Origin of the sequence: Loktanella sp. F6476L, assembly GCF_023015725.1 — a bacterium.
In the GTDB taxonomy this organism is placed as follows: Bacteria; Pseudomonadota; Alphaproteobacteria; order Rhodobacterales; family Rhodobacteraceae; genus Yoonia.
This window is the reverse complement of the sequence record NZ_JALKAR010000001.1, coordinates 300,805-322,219: the sequence shown is the minus strand read 5'-3', so window position 1 is coordinate 322,219 and position 21,415 is coordinate 300,805. Positions and strand designations below refer to the sequence as shown.

At 55.9% G+C, this 21,415-nt stretch carries 20 protein-coding genes and 1 tRNA gene; 9 read left to right on the top strand and 12 right to left on the bottom strand.

Features of this window, described 5'->3' with window-relative positions; translation table 11 throughout:
- Positions 1-9 precede the first annotated feature (9 nt).
- The 3 genes from MWU61_RS01575 to putA all read right to left on the bottom strand — a co-directional run bounded on the left by MWU61_RS01575 (position 10) and on the right by putA (position 5,387).
- Positions 10-1,380: a hypothetical protein gene (locus tag MWU61_RS01575; RefSeq protein ID WP_247126207.1), complete on the bottom strand. Its 1,371-nt coding sequence runs from the start codon at positions 1,378-1,380 to the stop codon at positions 10-12.
- Positions 1,381-1,802: 422 nt separating this feature from the next.
- A tRNA-Cys gene (locus MWU61_RS01570) sits at positions 1,803-1,876 on the bottom strand.
- Between the two features lie 82 nt (positions 1,877-1,958).
- Positions 1,959-5,387, bottom strand: a complete 3,429-nt coding sequence (gene putA, locus MWU61_RS01565; protein WP_247126205.1) for a bifunctional proline dehydrogenase/L-glutamate gamma-semialdehyde dehydrogenase PutA — start codon at positions 5,385-5,387, stop codon at positions 1,959-1,961.
- A 106-nt stretch (positions 5,388-5,493) separates the two neighbouring features.
- Between putA and MWU61_RS01560 the strand changes: the two genes are divergently transcribed.
- Positions 5,494-5,976 (top strand): Lrp/AsnC ligand binding domain-containing protein, encoded by a 483-nt coding sequence (locus tag MWU61_RS01560; protein WP_247126203.1) that lies wholly within the window; start codon positions 5,494-5,496, stop codon positions 5,974-5,976.
- On the opposite strand, the gene MWU61_RS01555 is transcribed toward MWU61_RS01560, so the two are convergent.
- Genes MWU61_RS01555 through MWU61_RS01545 form a run of 3 tightly spaced genes read right to left on the bottom strand, consistent with a single transcriptional unit; the run spans position 5,973 to position 8,831 of the window.
- Positions 5,973-7,340: an MATE family efflux transporter gene (locus tag MWU61_RS01555; RefSeq protein ID WP_247126201.1), complete on the bottom strand. Its 1,368-nt coding sequence runs from the start codon at positions 7,338-7,340 to the stop codon at positions 5,973-5,975. The two genes, MWU61_RS01560 and MWU61_RS01555, sit on opposite strands and share 4 nt — an antisense overlap.
- Positions 7,337-8,071, bottom strand: coding sequence for an amino acid ABC transporter permease (locus MWU61_RS01550; RefSeq protein WP_247126198.1), 735 nt, complete (start codon positions 8,069-8,071; stop codon positions 7,337-7,339). The genes MWU61_RS01555 and MWU61_RS01550 overlap by 4 nt, the downstream gene beginning before the upstream one ends.
- A 10-nt stretch (positions 8,072-8,081) precedes the next feature.
- Positions 8,082-8,831, bottom strand: coding sequence for an amino acid ABC transporter ATP-binding protein (locus tag MWU61_RS01545; RefSeq protein ID WP_281501876.1), 750 nt, complete (start codon positions 8,829-8,831; stop codon positions 8,082-8,084).
- Positions 8,832-8,958: 127 nt separating this feature from the next.
- Between MWU61_RS01545 and MWU61_RS01540 the strand changes: the two genes are divergently transcribed.
- Positions 8,959-9,738 (top strand): transporter substrate-binding domain-containing protein, encoded by a 780-nt coding sequence (locus tag MWU61_RS01540; RefSeq protein WP_247126196.1) that lies wholly within the window; start codon positions 8,959-8,961, stop codon positions 9,736-9,738.
- Between the two features lie 67 nt (positions 9,739-9,805).
- Positions 9,806-10,456 carry a glutathione S-transferase N-terminal domain-containing protein gene (locus MWU61_RS01535; protein WP_247126194.1) on the top strand — a complete coding sequence of 217 codons (651 nt, stop codon included), beginning with the start codon at positions 9,806-9,808 and terminating at the stop codon, positions 10,454-10,456.
- Here the strand turns inward: MWU61_RS01535 and modC are convergent.
- Genes modC through MWU61_RS01515 form a run of 4 tightly spaced genes read right to left on the bottom strand, consistent with a single transcriptional unit; the run spans position 10,453 to position 14,066 of the window.
- Positions 10,453-11,499 carry a molybdenum ABC transporter ATP-binding protein gene (gene modC / locus MWU61_RS01530; protein WP_247126193.1) on the bottom strand — a complete coding sequence of 349 codons (1,047 nt, stop codon included), beginning with the start codon at positions 11,497-11,499 and terminating at the stop codon, positions 10,453-10,455. The two genes, MWU61_RS01535 and modC, sit on opposite strands and share 4 nt — an antisense overlap.
- Complete coding sequence (gene modB, locus MWU61_RS01525; RefSeq protein ID WP_247126191.1) at positions 11,496-12,185, bottom strand: molybdate ABC transporter permease subunit; 690 nt, start codon at positions 12,183-12,185, stop codon at positions 11,496-11,498. Before modB ends, modC begins: the two co-directional genes overlap by 4 nt.
- A 2-nt stretch (positions 12,186-12,187) precedes the next feature.
- Positions 12,188-12,922, bottom strand: coding sequence for a molybdate ABC transporter substrate-binding protein (gene modA / locus MWU61_RS01520; protein ID WP_247126189.1), 735 nt, complete (start codon positions 12,920-12,922; stop codon positions 12,188-12,190).
- Between the two features lie 37 nt (positions 12,923-12,959).
- Positions 12,960-14,066, bottom strand: coding sequence for an acetoin utilization protein AcuC (locus MWU61_RS01515; protein WP_247127193.1), 1,107 nt, complete (start codon positions 14,064-14,066; stop codon positions 12,960-12,962).
- Between the two features lie 99 nt (positions 14,067-14,165).
- Between MWU61_RS01515 and MWU61_RS01510 the strand changes: the two genes are divergently transcribed.
- The 5 genes from MWU61_RS01510 (at position 14,166) to ptsP (ending at position 19,363) form a co-directional block, all read left to right on the top strand.
- Positions 14,166-14,642, top strand: coding sequence for an NUDIX hydrolase (locus MWU61_RS01510; protein ID WP_247126187.1), 477 nt, complete (start codon positions 14,166-14,168; stop codon positions 14,640-14,642).
- 83 nt (positions 14,643-14,725) lie between these two features.
- A complete protein-coding gene (locus tag MWU61_RS01505; RefSeq protein ID WP_247126185.1) occupies positions 14,726-15,136 on the top strand; it encodes a DUF1178 family protein in 411 nt (136 codons plus the stop codon).
- A 135-nt stretch (positions 15,137-15,271) separates the two neighbouring features.
- Entirely contained in the window at positions 15,272-16,510 is a 1,239-nt protein-coding gene (locus MWU61_RS01500) for an aspartate kinase (protein ID WP_247126183.1), read from the top strand.
- An 86-nt stretch (positions 16,511-16,596) separates the two neighbouring features.
- Positions 16,597-16,938: a response regulator gene (locus tag MWU61_RS01495; protein WP_247126181.1), complete on the top strand. Its 342-nt coding sequence runs from the start codon at positions 16,597-16,599 to the stop codon at positions 16,936-16,938.
- A gap of 181 nt (positions 16,939-17,119) precedes the next feature.
- Positions 17,120-19,363 carry a phosphoenolpyruvate--protein phosphotransferase gene (gene ptsP, locus MWU61_RS01490; RefSeq protein WP_247126179.1) on the top strand — a complete coding sequence of 748 codons (2,244 nt, stop codon included), beginning with the start codon at positions 17,120-17,122 and terminating at the stop codon, positions 19,361-19,363.
- Here ptsP and MWU61_RS01485 read toward each other — a convergent pair.
- Together MWU61_RS01485 and MWU61_RS01480 are read right to left on the bottom strand one after the other, a co-directional pair.
- Positions 19,360-20,178 (bottom strand): EcsC family protein, encoded by an 819-nt coding sequence (locus tag MWU61_RS01485; RefSeq protein WP_247126177.1) that lies wholly within the window; start codon positions 20,176-20,178, stop codon positions 19,360-19,362. The genes ptsP and MWU61_RS01485 overlap by 4 nt on opposite strands.
- A gap of 25 nt (positions 20,179-20,203) precedes the next feature.
- Positions 20,204-20,710 (bottom strand): N-acetyltransferase, encoded by a 507-nt coding sequence (locus tag MWU61_RS01480; protein ID WP_247126176.1) that lies wholly within the window; start codon positions 20,708-20,710, stop codon positions 20,204-20,206.
- An 82-nt stretch (positions 20,711-20,792) separates the two neighbouring features.
- On the opposite strand from MWU61_RS01480, the gene MWU61_RS01475 reads away from it, so the two are divergent.
- On the top strand, positions 20,793-21,401 hold the full coding sequence (locus MWU61_RS01475) for a flavin reductase family protein (protein WP_247126175.1): 609 nt from the start codon (positions 20,793-20,795) through the stop codon (positions 21,399-21,401).
- Positions 21,402-21,415 lie beyond the last annotated feature (14 nt).

The following is a 21,415-nucleotide window of genomic DNA, read 5'->3' as shown; positions in this document are numbered from 1 at the left end:
GAGGCTCTCCTATGGACATTCACGTCGAAAATCGACATATTTTTTGTTCAGAATATCGATTGGATCTCGTTGCTTGCTATCGAACACTTCGACCATTTGTTCCAAGTCTGAATCAGTCAAAGTTATGACCGCCTTCCGTTGCCCCGCCCACAGATTTACGGCACGAGCTGTTTCGGCTCTCTTTAACGGGTTGCGGGTCACGAATACCCCAAACTTCCCAAGGTCATCAGTGAGGTAGCGGTTTATCTGATCGAAATGGATACGACCAATTTCCGCGACATTCTTCATCTCGAACGTAATTTGGCGCGACGCATAGTCATCCATAAGTTCTTGTAGCAAGGGCGTAGAGCGAGTGTTGTAAAAGATTAGGTCGCGTATGGAAACGCCGTCATCCGTACGTGCTTGTTCTTGGGCAAAATCTAGCTTCGGGTACAGTAGTGACGGCAGCAAACGTCCTACCAAATTCTCATACTTGATGTCCGCTCCGCCCGTCTTGCCTGTTGGCAGCTTCTTAATCTGCCCGAAAACGCGCTTCGCTGAAGTCACTGGAATTTGTGAGAACAAAGGGTCATTCTCGCAATCCTCGAAACTCCGCTCTTTCGCTTGGATGTACTTCTCTACCACCCCGTAGTTGTGGCGATTGTAGCTGAGGACTTTGACCCGCGTCAGGTCTTCCGGCTTGTGCGAAATCTCGTCTTGAGGGCAGTGTTTTTCATAGTAATCGTCGTAGTTAATCCACGGTGCAAAACGCATCCATCGTTTGGGAACAAGAATGATCGGTGCGCCGTTTTCGGGATTCACAGGCAACGCAACACCGTGTTCCTGAACAAACCTGTTCGCGCGGTAGTCGTAAACATGTTCCACGGTACATGGCTGTGTAGGAACACCAAGCTTCTCACATTGATCAATAGTGAAATCTATGAGGAAAGACTTCAAGAAGTTGCAGCTTATGTCTGAAATTCTGTCTTTCGAAATGCCTTCGACAAAGAATTGAATTTCTTCAAAATGACGGAAGCCGTTCTGCTGATATTGAGGTATCGCCTTAAAGAGAGCGATAACTTCCTTGGCCTTTTCAGGTCCAATCCTTTTGCCTTTTCTAGTGAGCGATGAGCCAAGGCCTACTTCATCACATTCTGACGCAATAGTAAGCGTTGCAATAGCTTCGTCTTCTTTGCCTTGCGAAGCAAGGAGGCCCAGATGATTGAATGCGTTTACCAGGCCGGTATGCATCGCCTGATCTTGCTGCGAAGGAGATCGCCAAAGCATGAATGGATCAAGATAAAGCGGAATATCTTCGTCAAGAAATGGAATGGCGAAGTCTAGATCGACTTGAGCCGCATGTATACCGTGATAGTCGGTAAGCCTTGGTCTAATCAACAAACTAGGAATGCCCCTCTTGGGTTGTGCCGACTTACAGCGCGCAAGACAAAAGGTTTGCCTAAATAGCCGAATGATGGGATGTACTCTAACGAGTGTACCAGATGTTGAGAAAGTAGTGCAATACCGCACACCACATACGTGTGTCGTCCAGCAGACCGTTATGTCGGGGCACATGCAGATGGTGTTTTTCCATGTCTGCTATCAGTTTGTTGGCAGTACACCTCGCATCTGCAGCGAACGGCAGCTCTCCGCACCTGTTTTTAGAGAATTTCAGAACTATTGAAGGCCAGTTGCGCTATTTCATACAACAAATAAACCATTGTGATTTTTTATGATGAAGCTGGCGTCGAAAAAACGCCACCAAATTCGCCACCAAAATATCCAGATCACGGTGTGAATATCAGTTAAATCATTGATTTTATTGGAGGCGAGTACCGGAATCGAACCGGTGTACACGGATTTGCAATCCGCTGCATAACCACTCTACCAACTCGCCGTCCTTGCGCTTGATTATGGCGTGTGTGCGGGGGCGTCAAGCGGTTATCCGCCCCCACATGCAATCCGTCGTGGCGCGCAGCTTAGACCGATGCGAGCAGGCTCGCGTTACCACCCGCCGCAGTCGTATCGATGCAGATGTGGCGTTCTAGCCTACATCGTTCGTTCAAATCCTTTTCGGCAAACAACGGGATCAGCTTTCCATCCCTTGCCGCCAAGGCCGCGCGGTACGATTTCAACGTCTCCTCGTCTGCATAAGATACGACCGCATCCAAACCGGTCAAAGCCGTCAGGGCGTCAGGCGTAATGCCGTCAGGCAAGATCGCGGCGGCACAACCAGCGGCCCTTGCGATGTTTGCTTGGTCATCAGCTGCCGCCTGCCCCGGTCCGAGGCAGAGCACTTTTCCGCGGCCGTAAACCGACAGCATGTTCGATTCCCCTGTCGGCCCCGGTAACGCAGTGGCGGTTAAGGCCGTTGTGGGCATGTCGATATCATCCAACGTCTTTTGCGCGCTTTCCTGCGATGCTGCAGCCAGATCACCGTTCAACGCAACGCGTCCCGGATCGGTAAACCGTTTGACGTAATCGGGGCCACCCGCCTTGGGGCCGGTTCCGGAAAGCCCTTCACCGCCAAAGGGTTGCGATCCAACAACCGCACCGATCTGGTTGCGATTCACGTAGATATTCCCGACGTTTACCTTGTTGGTGACCTCGGTCACGCGATCATCGATCCGCGTGTGAATGCCGAATGTTAGCCCAAAACCAGTCGCATTGATGTCCGCAATCACCTGATCAAGGTCGTCGGACTTGTAGCGCACAACATGTAAGATCGGGCCAAAGACTTCTTCCTTTAGATCACGAATGCTGTCGATTTGAATGACACATGTCGGGACAAAATGACCTTCTGCAGGGAAACGCACGTGCTTCAAAACCCGCCCCGTTTGCCCGTAAGGGTTAACATGCGCCTCGATGCCTTTTTTCGCGGTTTGGTTAATCAGTGGCCCAACGTCTGTCTTCAGGTGCCATGGATCACCAATGACCAGTTCATCAATGGCCCCGAAGAGCATTTTGAGAAACGGATCTGCGATGTCTTCTTGTAAATACAGAACGCGAAGCGCCGAACACCTTTGCCCTGCGGACTGAAACGCGGAAGCCACGATATCACGCACAGCCTGTTCTGGCAGCGCAGTGCTGTCCACGATCATCGCGTTCAGCCCACCCGTTTCAGCAATCAGTGGCGCGGTTGGCGACATGTTTTGCGCCATATTACGGTTAATGGCTTGGGCAGTACGCGTTGAACCTGTGAAGCAAACGCCATCGACTTTCGCTGATCCCGTTAACCATGTTCCGACATCATGCCCTTCCCCCGTTAGCAGTTGGACCGCCGCAACCGGAACCCCTGCTTCATGCAGCAATTGGGTTGCGAAGACAGCGGTCAAGGTGGTGGATTCCGCGGGCTTCGCGAGCACGCCGTTCCCAGCCGCCAATGCCGCGCTGATCTGCCCCGTGAAGATCGCGAGCGGGAAATTCCAAGGCGAAATGCACGTGATGATCCCGCGCGGAGGCTGATCCAATTCGACCGCACGGGCCGCATAGTAGCGTAAAAAATCGACCGCTTCGCGTAGCTCCGCAATCGCGTCCATCTGGGTTTTGCCGGCTTCGCGTGCCAATAACGCAAAAAATGCGCCAAAGTTCTGCTCATACAGATCGGCTGCTTTGTTCAAAATCGCGGCCCGTTCTGTGGGCGGCGCATCCCATTTGCGGGCATCGTTGATCGCGGTTTGCACCGTTTCTTCAGAACTGAATTGTATTAATCCGACCAAGTCCGCAGGTCTTGCCGGGTTTTGAACTGCGACTGTTTCACCATTCGAACTTCCGGCTGCAACAATTGGCCCTACCCGCCATTTCGCTGTAGCAAACGCGCCGCGTGCCTTTTCGATTGCGTCCAGATCATCCTGATCATGCAAATCCCAGCCTTTGGAATTAGAACGCTCGGGTGCGTATAGATCGGCAGGCGCCAGAACCGATTGCCGCCCCTTCACAATTGCTGCGAACGGGTCCGCCGCGACTTCAGCGGGCGGCACATCTTCATCCACGATCTGGTTAACAAAAGAACTGTTCGCGCCGTTTTCCAACAATCGGCGCACGAGATAGGCGAGCAAATCTTCGTGGGCCCCAACAGGTGCATAGATGCGGCACCGCGTCTGATTCTGCTTCAGAACAACGTCGTGCAACGCTTCGCCCATACCGTGAAGCCGTTGGAATTCATAGGTTTTCGGGTCTGCCCCGACTTCAAAAATCGCCGCAACAGAATGTGCGTTGTGCGTGGCGAACTGCGGATAAATCCGGTCGGTCAGCCCCAGCAATTGCTTGGCACAGCAAATATACGACACGTCCGTCGCCGCCTTTTGGGTAAACACGGGAAAGCCGCGCAACCCTTCAACTTGGGCCCGCTTGATTTCGGTATCCCAATACGCGCCCTTTACAAGCCGGACCATGATTTTGCGATCCTGATCAGCCGCGATACCGTAAAGGAAGTCGATCACGCCCGACGCCCGTTTCCCGTATGCCTGCACGACAACACCGAAACCGTCCCAGCCCTTTAGCGCTTCATTCGACAAAACCTGTGCGATCACATCAAGAGAAAGATCAAGTCTGTCAGCCTCTTCCGCGTCGATGTTCAACCCCATGCCCGCGTCGCGCGCCATCTTGGCAAGCGCTAGTGTGCGTTCTGTCAGCTCCGTCATCACGCGGTCACGCTGGCCAACCTCATAACGTGGATGAAGCGCGGACAGCTTGATCGAAATACCGGGGTTTTCGCGGATATCTTCAGATGTGCATTCGCTTGCGAGCGCCTTGATCGCATCAGCGTAGGCGTCAAAATAATCCTGCGCGTCGGCTGCCGTCAGCGCCGCTTCGCCCAGCATGTCATACGAAAAAGTGTAGCCCTGTTTTTCGCGCGCCCTGCCCCGTTCCAGCGCTTTCTCGATGGTTTCGCCCAACACAAACTGCGCGCCAAGCTCTTTCATCGCGCGTGATACGGCCACGCGGATCACGGGTTCGCCCAGCCGTTTGACGGCGGATCGTAGAACCCCTGCCATGCCTGTGCCGTCTTGCAAAACCTTGCCTGTCAGCATCAAAGCCCACGTCGACGCGTTCACCAGCGAAGAGCTTGATTTCCCAAGATGTTCGCCCCACGCGGATGGCGCGATCTTGTCTTCGATCAACGCGTCAATCGTGTCCTCGTCAGGGACACGCAACAATGCCTCGGCCAAACACATCAGCGCGATGCCTTCGTCTGTGGAAAGGCCATATTCGGCCAGAAAGACCTCCATCAATCCCGGCTTACTGTCGTTGCGGATGGCTTCGACAAACCGCGTGCCGCGCCGTACGGCGTCAGTACGGAAAGTATCTGAAAAATCAGCACGTTCTTGCAATTCGGCCAGTACGGCATCTTCGTCACGCAGATGGTCCGCACGGATTTTCTGACGCAGGGTTGAGAGGTCATTCATGTCTAAAAACCTTGATAAGAGTAGTCAAAACATAGCATAAGGCAAAAAGTCGTTCAGCCTAGAATATCGAAATGGACGAGACAAAAAACCAAATAATGGAATAATCATGGCCGATGAAACCGAAAATAGAGATAACGGAAGTCAGCTAGACCGTTTCGATATCGCGATTATCAAGATATTGCGCAGCGACGGCCGAATCTCTGTGACCGCACTGGCGGACAAAGTTGGCTTGACGAAAACCCCGTGCCAAGTGCGGCTTAAGCGGTTGATCCACAATGGTTATATTACGGGTTTTCGGGCCGTCGTGAACCCGGCCAAGTTGGGCCGCAGCAATGTAGCCTTTATAGAGGTCAAACTGAACGACACGACCGAAAAGGCGCTGCAGGCCTTCGATGAAGCCGTTCGCGCCACCCCTGAAATTGAAATGTGCCATATGATCGCTGGTGCCTTCGACTATCTTTTGAAGGTGCGCACAGCCGATATTCACGAATACCGCCGTGTTTTAGGCGAAAAGATTTCCGCGCTGCCACATGTCGCAAATACGTCGACGCATGTGTCGATGCAGTCGGTTGTCGACGAAGCGTTTTAGCCGCGCAACCCGCCGATTTCACGCTTTGCGATGCCGTGTGCCACGACCAGCGCGATGATCCAACCTGTCGTGACCGCCGTGCCGATACCGAACCAGACACCCCAAACGTCGAAGCCCATCAAGCCGACGTAGATCCAGATAAACAACGCGATCCCAATGCCTTGGCGATAGACGCTAATCCAAAGGGTCCAGATCGGTTTCTTTAGTCCTTGCAGGAAGGAATTGATCGAAAATAGCATCATGTAGATCGGGAACAGAAAACTATCGACCCGCAGGTAGCTGACGCCGACGTCAATTACATCCAGATCATCTGTGAATAGGCCCATCGCAAATCGCCCCCCGAACCAGAGCGCAGGCGTCGCGATCAGCGTCATGGCAAATCCGATCTTCCAACACAGAAACAACGCTTCGCGCACGCGATCAGGGTTAGATGCGCCAAAGTTCTGCCCGATAATCGGCAGAAGCGCACCGGTCATGCCAAGGACCGGCAGGAGCAGGATTTGTTCGATCCGCAGCGCAACCCCGTAGGCCGCAATCGCGTGTTCGCCAAACCCTTTCAGTGCGTATTGCACAACAAAGCCCGAGACGAACATCACCATCATCGCGGTGCTTGCCGGCAAAAGTTGCGCGGTGATTTCGCGTATTTTGGTGGCGTCGGGGATGAATTCGACACGCTTGATGCCGTCCATAATTTCGAGGTCGAAAACCTGCCACATCACCCATAGCATGACGCCTGTTTGGCTGATCACAGTGGCCAACGCGATGCCGTTGAAACCCAGCCCGTCCCAGATACCGGGTACGCCAAACATCAGCAGCGGGTTCAGCCCGATGTTCACAACAAACGCGACCATCAACCCGCGTTGCAATGTGACCGTGTCACCATGGGCCTGCAGCACGCCGTTGATACCGTAGGCCAGCATGAAACCGGGAAGCGAGAATATCAGCCAACGAAAATAACCGGTTGCCGCATCGCGATAGCCCCCCGGTTCGGAAACAAGCGCAATCAGATATGGGCCGCCGATCCAGCCGATGACCATCAGTGTGGCGGTTGCAATCACGCCAAATGTGATGCCCTGCGCCGTGAACTTACCAGCTTCGCTGTTGTTCTTCCCACCCTTCGCATTGCTGACCAACGCCGACATGGCAGAGCCAAGACCAAAGCCGACCGCCATCATGATAAAGAACGCTTGGAACCCGATCGACAGACCCGCTTGTGCTTCGGTCGACAACCGCCCCGCCCAATAGACATCGACGACGTTGTACAGCGTGGAAAACAGCATCCCGAACGCCGCAGGGATCGCGAGCGTACGGAAATGCCCGACAAGACCACCCGACGTCAGATCAAGATCGCGCGCGCTACTCATGCTTCGGACGCTTGCATGCGGCGTTCCAACCAGCGCACGCCAGCCGATACGATCAGGATCAGAACGAGGTATTCGAGCACCAGCACCGTGTAGATTTCCAGCGGTCGGTATTCTGACACCGATAACTCATTCGCCTTTCGCGTCAGTTCTTGCATGCCGATGACGGACACCAGCGACGACATTTTCAACATGTAAACCAATTGGTTACCCAGTGCGGGCAGGATGCGGCGGATCGCCTGTGGCAAGATCACGTAACGCATCGTGTCGCGGTAGTTCAGCGATATGGATTGTGCCGCCTCATATTGCCCACGTGCGATGGATTGGATGCCGCCGCGGAAAATCTCGGCTTGGAACGCGCTGTCGGATAGCGCGAGCGCCAGAACACCCGCCCAAAAGACATTCAGCGTGATGCCAGACAGCGTTGGCAACCCGTAATACACCCACAAAATCAGCACCAGAATTGGCACTGCCCGCACGATTTCGACGTAGGTCCGGTTGAACCGCCGCCATCCCTTTTTCTGGGACAACCCCGGAAGTGCGACTAACAGTCCAACCACGACCGAAATCGAGATCGCCGTCACCGATAGCAAGATCGTGTAGTACATGCCGGACAGCATGAATTTTAGGTTTATCAAACCCTTAGGGGTCGACGGGTCCACCACGTACCATCCCCAATTGCCGGAACATCCAGCAAGGGCGATCAGCGCTACGAAGATCATCAAACGTTTCATCTTGCGGCCCCTAGTGGTTCAAAATTTGCTGTAGGAAAGTCGCAAAACGCTGCGATTTTGGTGCGGTGAACACGTCTTCGGGCGCGCCAACTTCGACGATTTCGCCCTTGTCCATAAACACCATCGTATCGGCAACCTTACGGGCGAACCCCATCTCGTGGGTCACGACGATCATGGTCATGCCCGATGACGCGAGTTCGGTCATCACATCCAACACTTCAGCAATCATTTCGGGGTCGAGCGCAGACGTCGGTTCATCAAACAACAAAATGCGTGGTTCCATACATAGAGACCGTGCAATCGCCACGCGTTGCTGTTGGCCACCCGACAGTTGCCGCGGGAATTTATCTGCCTGATCAGGGATTTGCACACGTTCGAGGTATTTCATCCCCCGCGCATTCGCTTCTTCTGCGGACAAGCCCAGCACACGGCGCGGGCCAAGCGTGAGGTTTTCAAGAACGGTCAGATGCGGAAACAAATTGAACTGCTGAAAGACCATTCCGACAGTCCCACGGATTTTGTCCAGACTTTCAGGCTTGTCGGTTAACACCGTCCCATCGACCGTGATCTCGCCGCTTTCATGCGCCTCCAAACGGTTGATACAGCGGATCAGCGTCGACTTTCCGGACCCTGACGGCCCGCACACGACCACCCGTTCCCCCAGCGCCACGTCAAGGTTCACGCTCTTTAATGCTTGGAAATCACCAAAGAACTTGGACACATCTTTCATCGTAATTATGGGCGGCTTCGCGTCGGTCATCGGGTCGTCCTTGATCAGATCACGCAGCCGTGACCGGGGATAGCGCAAGTAAAAAGTGTCAGCACTTTGCATTGCCGCCTGTGTCAGGCAAACTAGGTAGCAACGTTCAAACGAAAAGGGAAACCCTATGAAATTCTTCAAAATTGCGGCCGCGACTGTCGTGCTTGCTGCCAGCACCGTGTCTGCGACAGCGCAATCTGCGTTGAACGACATCCTTAGCGAAGGCGTGTTGAAGGTCGGCACAACAGGCGACTGGAACCCGATGACGATGAAAGACGTCGCCACAAATTCTTACACTGGCTACGACATCGACGTGATGACAGCGCTTGCCGCAGATCTGGGTGTCGAAGTTGAATTCGTCGCGACAGATTGGAAAACATTGGTCAGCGGCGTCACCGCAGGTCAGTACCACATCACAGGCTCTGCCTCTGTTTCGCCTTCCCGCGCAAAGGCCGCTGGATATTCCGACAGCTATTTCTCATTGGCGACTGTGCCACTGACGCTGAAAGAAAACGCTGAACGCTTCACGTCTTGGGACAGCCTGAACATGGCAGACGTTTCTGTCGCAGCAACGCTTGGCACGACCCAAGAAGCGCAGGTTAAGGACTTCTTCCCAGACGCAGAGCACCGCATTGTCGAAGCCCCTGCCCGCGACTTCCAAGAAGTGCTGGTTGGCCGCGCAGATGCCAGCATCACATCCAACGTCGAGGCCAACAAACTGGTCGCGCAATACGATGAACTGATGATCGTACCTGTAGACGCTGGCCGCGCCCCAACACCGATCGCAATGCTGTTGCCGCAGGACGATCAGGTCTGGATCAACTACGTGAACACATGGATTACCCTGAAACAAGAACAGGGCTTTTTCGATGAGCTGGGCGTAAAATGGCAGCTTTTGGCGGAATAATTTTACCTTTTCGAACAATGGGCCGACCGTATGATTGCGGTCGGCCTTTGCATTGAAGGACATCACGATGCTGACGATCTACGCCGTTCCGGTTTCCGTTTATAACGCAAAACTGCGGATTTTGCTGCGCCACAAAGGTGTGGAATTTACGGAATTGCCGCCGCCGGGTGGTTACGGATCGGCGGAATACAAGGCGTTGATTCCGTCCGGTAATCTGCCCGCAATGATCCACGGTGACCTTGTTCTTGCCGATTCAGAAGCCATTGCCGAATACATCGAAGACGCTTTTCCCGATGTCCCGATGCTGCCCGCCAATATGCAGCTGCGCGCCAAGGCCCGCGAAAAAAGCCGGATGCATGACACGCGATTGGAACCCGCTGTAAGGGCTATTTATCCGCAAGTGGCCTATGCCACCCGCAATGTTGATGCCGTAAATGCAGGTGGTGCGGCCATTTCCAAACACCTCGCGTCACTGGCGCTGCTGCTGTCCACCGACCCGCTGGATCGCGATACGTTGTGGATGTGTGACTGCGGCTTTGCAGTGACATTCGCATGGATCAAAGCGTTTGAAACCGCCATAGACCTGCCGATCACGTGGCCCGAAGCGGTACTGGCCTATGATGCGCGTCTGCGCGGATTTCCCGAAGTCGCGAAAGAACTAATCGCTTACAAACCCGCGATGGACGCGTACCTCGAAAAAGCAAAACCGTCTGTCTAAACAGGCCCGACCGCCGTTGCTTTGAAAATCGCAAAGACGTTTTGCTCTGTCTCAAGTCCAAGGCGACGCACCGATAGCGGCGTGATTTCCGCCCAGATCGGCAATTCCTTCGCCCGCAACATCACCGCCAGATTGCCGTTTGGCAGCGGCGTGACTTCGGTGATGACGGTCGCAATCGCATTCAGGGCGGATTGCCCGACCGGCGCTGTCTGCGCCAAGATCACGTCTTGCGCGGGTATCCGCAATCGCAGCCCAGCGCCGACTTTCCCCACCTGCCCCGGCAACAGGATCGGCCCCGCGCCAGAGGCCAGCACGGTGACGCCTTCGTCCAGATCGTGTCGGTCGACGACGCAGGACACCAGCGCCCCCGCGTCGCGTTTCGCAAAAAACCGCGCGGCCATCGGGTCTGCTAAAACGTCGAACACCGGCCCTTTGCGCACGACCTGTCCTTGATCAATCACAACCAATTGATCGGCCAGCTGAGTAACCTCTGCCATCGCGTGGGTCACGTAGATGACAGGTATCTTCTGGGTCGCGGCGATATCGGCGATGTAGGGCAGCACCTCTGCTTTGCGCGGCCCGTCGAGCGCCGCGAGCGGTTCGTCCATCAACACCACATCAGGCTGCGCCATCAACGCTCGCCCCAATGCGACCCGCTGCTTTTCACCGCCCGATAACCCTGCAGGTCTGCGGTCCAACAGATCGCGCAGCCCAAGGATATCAATTATCCGGTCAAAGTCATTCCTGCCGCCATACGTCAGGTTCTGCAGCACGGTCATATGCGGGAAAAGGCGCGCATCTTGAAAGACATAGCCGACCTTTCGCCTGTGCACCGCAACGCTGTTTTGTCCGTCGTAAAGGACCTTTTTGTCTAACGAAATCAGCCCCTTGTCGGGTTTGATCAGTCCTGCAATCGCATTGATGACCGACGTTTTACCTGCCCCAGATGGCCCGAACAGAACCGTCACCCCCACTGGTGCGTCAAATTGCACATCAAGAGACAGATCACCCAATTGCGCTTGAATATCGACTTGCAACGTCATGCGGCCAACCTTTTGGCCATACGCGACGACAGCCATTCTGACACGATCAAAGCCCCCATCGCCAAGATGATCGAGACGACGACCAAGGTCACAACCGCGCCTTCCTGCCCCGGCACTTGCAACAGGCCGTATATGGCAGAGGGGATCGTTTGCGTTTGTCCGGGAATGGCCGCCACAAAGGTGATCGTCGCGCCAAATTCGCCCAGCGCCTTTGCAAAGCCCAGCACAGCGCCCGCTAAAATACCGGGAGCGATCAAAGGCAATGTGACTGTCATGAATACCCGCAAGGGCGATGCGCCTAGGGTGGCTGCCGCCGCCTCTAGCCCCGTATCGACCGCATCAAATCCCAACCGGATCGCGCGAACCATCAATGGAAACGCCATAATCCCAGCCGCCAACGCGGCCCCCGTCCATGTGAAGGCCAAGGTGATGCCGAACGTATCAAACAGGAACCCGCCCACAGGCCCATTGCGCCCAAACGTGATGAGCAACAGATAACCGGTCACGACGGGTGGCAAAACTAGCGGCAAATGGACGATGCCGTTCAACAAACCATGGCCCCAAAACTGCCGCCGCGCCAGAACCCACGCCGTGATGATCGCAAAAGGCAAAGCCACCAAGATCGCGACGGATGCTACCTTCAAAGACAGCGAAACGATGGTCCAGAAGGCCGGATCAAATTGCATGCTCAGCACCACCGCGCATCAGTGCAAAACCCTGCGGCATCAAAAATCTCTTTCGCGGTCGGCCCGCGCAATGCATCCACAAAGCTTTGCGCGTCAGGATGGTCGGATGTTGTTGTCATTGCTGCATAATATGCAATGTCTGGGTGACTGCCCTGCGGAAACTGCGCCACGATTTTCAGGTCCGGCACAATCAGCGCATCGCTTTGGTACACGATGCCCAACGGCACTTCACCACGCGCGACAAGGTTCAACGCCGCGCGCACGTTGTCCATTTCAACCACCGAAGGCGCAACTGTGTGCCATAGGCCCAAGCTTTCCAGCGCCGCTTTCCCGTAAATGCCCGCAGGCACACTGCTGGTAAAGCCCATGGCCAAGCGTCCGCCATTTAGTCCATTGGCCAAACCATCAGGCGTCAGTGCAACGTCGGCCGCGTCCGGCTGGCCCACAAAAACCAAACGATTGCCAACAAAGGTGATCGGGTCCGCCACGCTTTGCGCGTCAACAAGCACATCCATCCACGCCGCATTGGCCAGTAGAACAACATCAGCGGGCGCACCTTGGTTAATTTGGCGGGCCAACGTCCCGCTTCCCGCATATGACACGACGACATTTTCAAAGGGTGCCGCGATGGCATCCAAAGGCCCTTTCAGGCTGGCTGCGGCGAAGACAACAAGGTCATCGGCCAGCGCCTTTATCGGCAGCAGACACATGAAAAGACAAAGGGACATCATACGCATAGCAACCTTATCGGCACCAAGGCCCGCGCTGACAAGTCTAGATCCACTGACGCAGCCGCGCCTGCAATGTGGCTACCCGTGTTCTGACATCATCCGGGATACCGCCCATACGCGGCGCATCGACTAACGTTGTTAACCAATGATCCGGCGGCGTCTTCACGCGCCTTTGCCCGTCCCACTGTAAACCGCGCAACACGGACTGTGCCGCCTCTGGTAACGCATCAGGGATTTCGTGGTTGTTCAGCACGGCCCAAACGCCAGTCCAGCAGCGCCCGACAGACCACGGATTGTAGCCGCCCCCGCCCAAGACAAGATAACGTGGCGCCATGCCCATTAACGCCCGCACGATGGCGCGGTGCGCATTATTCGACCACGCCAGTCGGGACTGCGGGTCTTCCAGCACGGCGTCCGCCCCGCATTGCAACACGATCGCATCTGGTCGAAACGCTTGCACCACCGACAAAATCACGGCGTCACGCACCATGGCCGCGACATCATCCCCGACACCCGCAGGCAACGGCAAGTTCCACACGTTGCCCACCCCAACGTCCGTCATCGCACCGGTGCGCGGCCAACGGTTTTCTTCATGCGTAGAGATGAGCAACGTATCGAGATCATCGGCAAAGGCATGTTCCACCCCGTCGCAGTGATGCGCGTCGATATCAATATACGCGATCTTTGCCGCCCCGTTGCGGCGCAGCGATTGGATCGCGAGGACCGGATCGTTGAAATAGCAAAACCCGTTCGCGCGATCCGGCATGCCGTGGTGCGTGCCCCCTGCTGGCGAATACACCGTCCCGCCACGCGCCAACATTTCGCCCGCCAGCAAGGATGCGCCAGCCGATGTGGCAGGTCTGCGGTACATTTCCGCGAACACGGGATTGGATGGGGTGCCAAGCCCGTGGCGGGCTTTGACGGCGGGGCCGACGAATTGGGTCGCCTCGGCCGCCTGCAACGCGGCGATGTAGTCTGGCGTGTGAAATCCGGTTAAGGCGTTGGGTTTTGCGCGCGGGCTTTGGACAAACTGGTGCCGCGGCAACCACCCCATCGCACGCGACAGGTCCATGACGGTGGATACGCGCGGCACACGCAGCGGATGATGCGCCCCGTAGCTCGATCCGCGATAAATTTCGTGGCCGATCATTTTAGGCAAGGACGTGTCAGGCGCGGGGCTTGTAAGCCGTGGCTGGGCGTGGGACGTAAACGACATTCGCCATACCTAACCCGCAATCGACAAAGCGCCATGCCTAAACCGATCAAACCGAAACAACTTCCGCTTAAGCTGCGGCGCTTTGGGAAAACCGATGTGCGGACGCAGTTCGCGGCCCTTTGCTACCGGATGCGCAAAGATCGGGTCGAGGTTTGCATCATCACATCGCGCCGGACGAAACGCTGGATTTTGCCCAAAGGCTGGCCGATGCACAAACAAACGCCAGCACAGGCCGCCGCGACCGAAGCATGGGAAGAAGCCGGGCTGACAGGCAAAGCATATGATCGCTGTTTGGGCGTCTACACTTATCCCAAACGCACCAAGACCGAAACATTTCCTGTCATTACTTTGGTGTATCCGGTCAAGGTGACAGCCGTACACAGTGACTGGCCCGAAGCCCACCAAAGACGCCGCAAATGGGTCAGCCTGTCAAAGGCCGCCAGCCGCGTGCAAGAACCAGAACTGAAACGGATCATCGCCAGCTTTACCCCCGACATGGTAAAACGGTAAAAGTCTTTGATCCTATAGGACTTGTGATCCACGCACCGATCTCTATTTTTGATGCACACCCCGTTTAGAAAGCATCCCACCTGATGATCCGCTTCGATCTGACCTGCGCCAATGATCATACGTTCGACAGCTGGTTTCGGTCAGGGGCGGACTGCGACAAGCTTTTGAAGACGGGCATGGTCACCTGCACGACCTGTGGCGACACCGACATCCGCAAAGCGTTGATGGCCCCGAAGGTCGCAACATCCGACGCGGTGACTGCACCACGCCTGCGCGATGAGGAAAACCCGATCACGAAGCTGAAAAAGCACGTGGAAAGCAATGCGACCGACGTCGGCACAGATTTCTCAACCGAAGCACGCGCCATGCACGACGGGGAAAAGCCGGAACGGGCGATCTATGGGCAAGCGTCTGCGGCTGACACAAAGAAACTGCTAGAAGACGGCGTTCCCGTCCTGCCCTTGCCCTTCGTGCCGACCAAGAAAACCAACTGATCGGGCGCCCCCCGTATTCCTGATAGTTTGATCGATTTGTCCTGAAAAATCGCCCCCCGCTTGCCCCGCCCGCGCGAGCAGTCTAAAGGGGGCGCGATATTCCGGGACGGCTCCGGTTTTGCTAAAGGAACAGCGATGCCAACGCTTGTGATGAAATTCGGCGGAACCTCCGTCGCGAACCTTGACCGTATTGCGCGGGCCTCCAAACGTGTGGCTGTTGAAGTCGCTAAAGGCTATGACGTGATCGTCATCGTATCGGCCATGTCCGGCAAGACCAATGAACTGGTCGGCTGGGTCAATGAAACGTCCCCACTTTATGACGCGCGCGAATACGACGCGATTGTATCGTCCGGCGAAAACGTGACGGCTGGCCTGATGGCCCTCCGCCTGCAAGAAATGGATATTCCGGCCCGCAGTTGGCAAGGCTGGCAAGTGCCGCTTGTCACGAACTCAGCCCATTCATCCGCACGCATCGAAGAAATCCCGACCGACAATATCAACGCCAAATTCGGCGAAGGTATGAAGGTTGCGGTCGTTGCGGGTTTCCAAGGTATCAGCCCCGAAGGCCGGATCACTACGCTGGGTCGTGGCGGGTCTGACACCACGGCTGTGGCCTTTGCCGCCGCATTTGATGCGGAACGCTGTGATATCTATACTGACGTGGACGGAGTTTACACCACCGACCCACGGATCACCGACAAGGCCCGCAAGCTCGACAAGATCGCGTTTGAGGAAATGCTGGAATTGGCGTCGCTTGGCGCAAAAGTCCTACAAACGCGGTCAGTTGAATTGGCCATGCGTTACAAAGTGCGCCTGCGGGTGCTGTCATCATTTGAAGAACCATCGGACGACGCCGGTACGCTCGTCTGCGATGAGGAGGAAATCATGGAACAGAACGCAGTTGCAGGTGTGGCGTACAGCCGCGACGAAGCCAAAATGACGCTGATTTCCGTGGCTGACCGCCCCGGTATCGCGGCCGCAATCTTCGGCCCACTTGCCGAGGCGGGCGTGAACGTCGATATGATCGTCCAGAACATTTCTGAGGAAGGCCGCACTGACATGACCTTCTCTTGCCCGACTGATCAGGTGGCGCGCGCTGAAAAAGCGATGGCTGACGCGATGGCATCCGGCGAAATCAACTACCACGAGCTGGTGACTGATAACGGTGTGGCCAAAGTGTCTGTCGTAGGTATCGGCATGCGGTCCCACGCGGGTGTCGCGGCCAAGATGTTTGCGTCCCTTCAGGCTGAAGGCATCAACATCAAGGTCATCACCACATCCGAGATCAAAATCTCGGTCCTGATTGATCGCAAGTACATGGAGCTTGCCGTTCAAGCCCTGCACGATGCATTTGAACTGGAAAAAGCAGCGTAAGCTTTACGTATACGCACTTGGAAAATGAAAGAAGGGCAGCTAGCGTCAAACGCGAGTTGTCCTTTTTTATTGTCACAGGCACCTAAATGCCAAAACAAATCCTAGTTGCCGAAGATGACGCGTTTCTCGCCATGTCGCTGGTCATGGACCTTGAAGACGCGGGTTACGCGGTTGTCGGCCCCTACACAGGCGTTGCAAAAGCGCTTGTCGGATTGGCCGCCCATACGGTTGATTTTGGGATTTTGGATCTGAACCTTGGCGCGGAAACATCCGAAGTGATAGCCACCGCCCTTACACAAAAGGGCATCCCGTTTGTCGTGGCGACTGGCTACACCGAAGATCAACTAACGGGTGGTTTCGCAGGGGCCAAGACGTTGGGAAAGCCATATTTGACCGAAGACCTCCTTGCATTGTTGCCTGCCAATTAGCGCGGATCGCGCCCTTCCCGTCGTGAATAGCACCGGCGCCCCATTGCCGCGTTTTTAGGCCCGTTGGCACAAAGCCCCAAAAAATACCACTATAAGGCGAATTGCACGGGATCACCTGCCATTAGCTCTCCCAATCCGACTTGTTTGCCCATATAGCGGTGGCAGGAACAAAGGGAACATCATGCCGCACCGGGTTGAATCCGAAAGCAGAAAACTGCTGGGCAAGTTACGTGAAACGATGGCGGCACAGACCGCCGGTCAGGAACGGCTGGACGAAATCGTCGCGTTGATCGCGATGTCGATGCAGGCCGAAGTGTGTTCGATCTATCTGTTCCGCGATTCTGAAACGCTCGAACTTTGCGCGACGCAGGGTCTGGCTGCTGCTGCGGTTCATGAAACACGAATGCGTTTGGGCGAAGGTCTTGTCGGGCGCACCGCGCGGTCCCGTCGTGTGATCAACACGGCAGATGCGCCGTCTGAACGCGGTTTCCGCTATATGCCAGAGACAGGCGAAGAACGGTTTTCGTCGTTCTGCGGTGTCCCTGTACAACGCGTCGGCGATATCCTCGGCGTGCTTGTTGTTCAGTCCAAAACCGCCCGCAAATTCACGCCTGACGAAGTCTACGCGCTTGAAGTGGTCGCGATGGTGCTGGCCGAGATGGCCGAACTTGGCGCTTTTGTCGGCGAAGGTGCGGCACTTGCTGCCCCCCACCAACGTCCAAGCCTGATCAAAGGGTCGATTGCACAAGAAGGTGCCGCCGAAGGCCGCGTTTACCTGCATGAACCGCGCGTCGTTGTCACAAACCCGATCTCGGACGACCCCGAAGTCGAATTGGCCCGTTTGCGCGAAGCGATTGAAACCCTGCGGACATCCGTCGACGACATGCTGTCCGGCAACCGTTCATTAAACGGCGAACAAAAACAGATCCTTGAAGCCTACCGCATGTTTGCCAACTCGCGCAGTTGGAAAAAGCGAATGGAAGACGACGTCAGCAACGGTCTGTCCGCCGAAGCCGCTGTCGAAAAAGAGCAATCCCTTGCGAAGGCCCGCCTCAGCCATGCAGGCGACGCTTACATGCGTGAACGGTTGAACGATCTCGACGATCTATCGAACCGTTTGCTGCGTATTCTGACAGGCCAAGGGGCAGAAACCGGTGCTGAAATGCCGGATAACCCGATCCTTGTGGCCAAGAACATCGGCCCCGGCGAACTGCTGGACTACGGTAAAAAGCTGCGCGGGATCGTGTTGGAAGAAGGGTCTGTCGGGTCTCACGCGACCATCGTTGCGCGGGCTTGGGCCATTCCGCTTGTGATCAACGCAAAAGGCGTCACGACACAGGCGCTGAACGGCGACAACATGTTGGTCGACGGCGATCAGGGTTTTGTGCACCTGCGTCCAGACGAAACAGTACAAAGCGCGTTCCGCGAAAAAATCGCGATGCAGGCGCTGGCACAAGAACGTTATGCATCGATCCGCGAACATCCGGCGAAGACCAAATGCGGGTCAGTCATCCGACTGGATATGAACGCGGGCCTGATGGCCGATCTGCCGTCGCTTGAAGGGTCCGGTGCCGAAGGCGTTGGCCTGTTCCGCACCGAATTGCAGTTTCTGGTCCGCAATAAGATGCCCCGCCGCGGTGAACTGTCCGCGCTTTATTCGCGGGTGCTGAAAGCCTCTGCTGGTAAACGGGTCGCATTCCGGACGCTTGATATCGGGTCTGACAAAGTGCTGACCTACATGAAACCGAACGACGAACCGAACCCTGCGATGGGCTGGCGCGCGATCCGCGTAGGTCTAGATAAGCCGGGCGTGTTGCGGATGCAGTTACAGGCGCTGATCCGTGCGGCGGACGGTGGTCCCCTGACGGTCATGTTCCCGTTCATCACGCTCCACGAAGAATTCATCGCAGCCAAGGCCGAAATGGACAAAGCCTTGGCGCGCGAAAAACGGTTGGGCCATCCGGTGCCATCATCACTGGAAGTCGGCGCAATGATGGAAACACCATCACTGGCCTACGCGCCTGACGCATTCTTCAAGGACGTCGATTTCATCTCGATTGGCGGGAACGACCTGAAACAGTTCTTCTTTGCGGCCGACCGTGAAAACGAACGGGTGCGCAAACGTTATGACACGTTGTCACCCAGCTTTTTGAACTTCCTGTCCATGGTGATCGCGCGCTGCGAACAGAACGGCACGCCGATTTCATTCTGCGGCGAAGATGCCGGACGCCCCGTCGAAGCCTTGTGCTTTGCCGCACTCGGCCTGCGGTCACTATCGATGCGCCCTGCCTCTGTCGGTCCGGTCAAGCATATCCTGCGACGTGTCGATCTAAGCGAAGTACGGGCCGTGATCGAACAATCCATGGCGGATGGCGACACATCGGTCAGACGCGCTGTTGCCGATTGGCTAGCTTACCAAGTCTAATCGGTCGCCCGATTAATCGGCAGATCATTGGTCACCAAAAACTTGTGAAACGCATCCAGCACAGGGTCTTCGCCGTGTTCGCGCATCAATTTGCGCAAGCCGAAATGCACGTGCGCCATGCTGATGTAGTAATTCACGAACGCATAGTTTGTGCCAGCGCCTGCAATCGCCCCCAGAACCGGCACAGATTGTGACGCCAGTTTCTGGGACATCACGGTTGCAAAACGTGGTGCAACTTTGCTGATTAACGTGTTCAAGGCTGGTCCTGTAATGCTCAATCGTGCGCCGATGAACGACGTATCAACGCCATCGTCGTCAGTGCCAGGCCCACCTGCCCCGAAAACGGCCAAGCATTCCATGCGTGTTTCGGCTGATTGCGGGTCTTCACCGTATTCTTCGGCGACCGCTTGAACCGACCGAAAGATGATCGTCGTCGCAAATGGCAGTTCTGTCAGTGCCGTCCCGATGCCCGCAACGCCGCCAATCGCGCCAGATACAGTGCCCAACACACGGTGCATCCGGTCCGTGCCAATCGCGCGCCCGATCCGGCCTGTGCGGGTGCGCGCGGCGAGGTTAAAGCTTTTTTCAAGCGCGATCCGCGCCACGTTATCGATCTGGTCACGCACGCCTTGCGGAAAAACGTTCATGCCGCTTTCCACCTGACCGCCAACATAGTTGATGGCCTTCATCAGAACGCCATTCGCCGAATTTTGACGCACGGCGAGCGCCTTGATCTGACGAAGAGCATCTTCATCCAAGGCAACACGGTTGGTCTTGTCAGGCATCACTTGGACATCGTTCTGCGATTTGTTCATGCGACCTAAATGGGTCCTCCGCCGATCAAATGCAATCTTTTGGGCGTCTAACCTGTCCCGTGATGCCGTCCCAAGCCCCATCAACCAGCGAAAGCCCCAAGACACGGTCCGGATTGGTCGGCGGGGGCATGATGACGTCTGCCACAGGATCAAAGCCGAAGCGTTTGTAATAGGGATGATCGCCCACCAACAGGACACGTGACCAGCCAGCAGATCGCGCAGCATCGATGCAGTTCATCATCAAAATCGCGGCAATTCCTTCACCTTGACGGGTTGGATGGACGGCAATGGGCCCCAACAGAACCGCAGGCGCGTCACCCACACATGTGGGCCAGCATCGCACGACGCCCGCCAGGACGCCCGATGGATCACGGGCTGTCAGGCAGAGATCGGGCAGCGGCGCTACGTCTTCGCGCAAACGATAAGACGACAACGCGGTCCGGCCCGGTGCGAATGTGAGGTCATACAGTTCTTCGACTTCCCACCAATCGCCGGGGACTTCGCGCGCCAGATGTATCTTGATCTCTTGCATGCGGGTCGCTCGGGCTTTTGTCTGGTGTCAGGGCTGTCGCCACGCTACCCAAGACGAAGACAAAGGTTAAGGGACTACCGTCATGTTTTATGAACCAAAAAATGGGCACGGACTGCCGCACAATCCGTTTAATGCGATTGTCACGCCGCGGCCGATTGGTTGGATTTCAACCCGGGGTGCGGATGGCAAGGATAACCTCGCGCCCTATTCATTCTTCAACGCCGTGGCGTACACCCCGCCGCAGGTGATGTTTTCCTCAACAAGCGCGAAACCGGACCGCGACGGGACCAAAGACAGCGTGGCAAATATCCGCGAAACGGGCGTGTTCGTGGTCAATGTCGTCAGCTATGCACTGAAAGACGCGATGAACGTGACCTCTGGTCCTTGGGACAAAGATCAAGATGAATTTGGTCTGGCTGAGTTGGAAAAGGCCGAATCTAACACCATCAATTGTCCGCGCGTTGCGGCATCCCCCGCAGCTTTGGAATGCAAATTGACGCAGATCGTGGACCTTGCGGGTGACTACAACACGATGATCATCGGAGAGGTGACAGGCGTCCACATGGACGATGCGTGCTTGAAAGACGGGATGTTTGATGTGACAGCGTTCACTCCGCTGTCGCGCTTGGGCTACAAGGACTATTCTACAGTCCGCGACCTGTTTAGCCTGACGCGCCCCGGCCAAGACTAGGGACTGTACGGGGT

Coding starts and splice junctions, on each gene's coding strand:
- MWU61_RS01555 (WP_247126201.1), bottom strand. CDS start 7,340: ATGAGTAGCGCGCGCGATCTTGATCTGACGTCGGGTGGTCTTGTCGGG.
- putA (WP_247126205.1), bottom strand. CDS start 5,387: ATGAATGACCTCTCAACCCTGCGTCAGAAAATCCGTGCGGACCATCTG.
- MWU61_RS01510 (WP_247126187.1), top strand. CDS start 14,166: ATGCCTAAACCGATCAAACCGAAACAACTTCCGCTTAAGCTGCGGCGC.
- MWU61_RS01545 (WP_281501876.1), bottom strand. CDS start 8,831: ATGACCGACGCGAAGCCGCCCATAATTACGATGAAAGATGTGTCCAAG.
- MWU61_RS01480 (WP_247126176.1), bottom strand. CDS start 20,710: ATGCAAGAGATCAAGATACATCTGGCGCGCGAAGTCCCCGGCGATTGG.
- MWU61_RS01505 (WP_247126185.1), top strand. CDS start 14,726: ATGATCCGCTTCGATCTGACCTGCGCCAATGATCATACGTTCGACAGC.
- MWU61_RS01535 (WP_247126194.1), top strand. CDS start 9,806: ATGCTGACGATCTACGCCGTTCCGGTTTCCGTTTATAACGCAAAACTG.
- MWU61_RS01515 (WP_247127193.1), bottom strand. CDS start 14,066: ATGATCGGCCACGAAATTTATCGCGGATCGAGCTACGGGGCGCATCAT.
- MWU61_RS01550 (WP_247126198.1), bottom strand. CDS start 8,071: ATGAAACGTTTGATGATCTTCGTAGCGCTGATCGCCCTTGCTGGATGT.
- modA (WP_247126189.1), bottom strand. CDS start 12,922: ATGCGTATGATGTCCCTTTGTCTTTTCATGTGTCTGCTGCCGATAAAG.
- modC (WP_247126193.1), bottom strand. CDS start 11,499: ATGACGTTGCAAGTCGATATTCAAGCGCAATTGGGTGATCTGTCTCTT.
- MWU61_RS01475 (WP_247126175.1), top strand. CDS start 20,793: ATGTTTTATGAACCAAAAAATGGGCACGGACTGCCGCACAATCCGTTT.
- MWU61_RS01495 (WP_247126181.1), top strand. CDS start 16,597: ATGCCAAAACAAATCCTAGTTGCCGAAGATGACGCGTTTCTCGCCATG.
- MWU61_RS01485 (WP_247126177.1), bottom strand. CDS start 20,178: ATGAACAAATCGCAGAACGATGTCCAAGTGATGCCTGACAAGACCAAC.
- MWU61_RS01540 (WP_247126196.1), top strand. CDS start 8,959: ATGAAATTCTTCAAAATTGCGGCCGCGACTGTCGTGCTTGCTGCCAGC.
- MWU61_RS01500 (WP_247126183.1), top strand. CDS start 15,272: ATGCCAACGCTTGTGATGAAATTCGGCGGAACCTCCGTCGCGAACCTT.
- ptsP (WP_247126179.1), top strand. CDS start 17,120: ATGCCGCACCGGGTTGAATCCGAAAGCAGAAAACTGCTGGGCAAGTTA.
- modB (WP_247126191.1), bottom strand. CDS start 12,185: ATGCAATTTGATCCGGCCTTCTGGACCATCGTTTCGCTGTCTTTGAAG.
- MWU61_RS01560 (WP_247126203.1), top strand. CDS start 5,494: ATGGCCGATGAAACCGAAAATAGAGATAACGGAAGTCAGCTAGACCGT.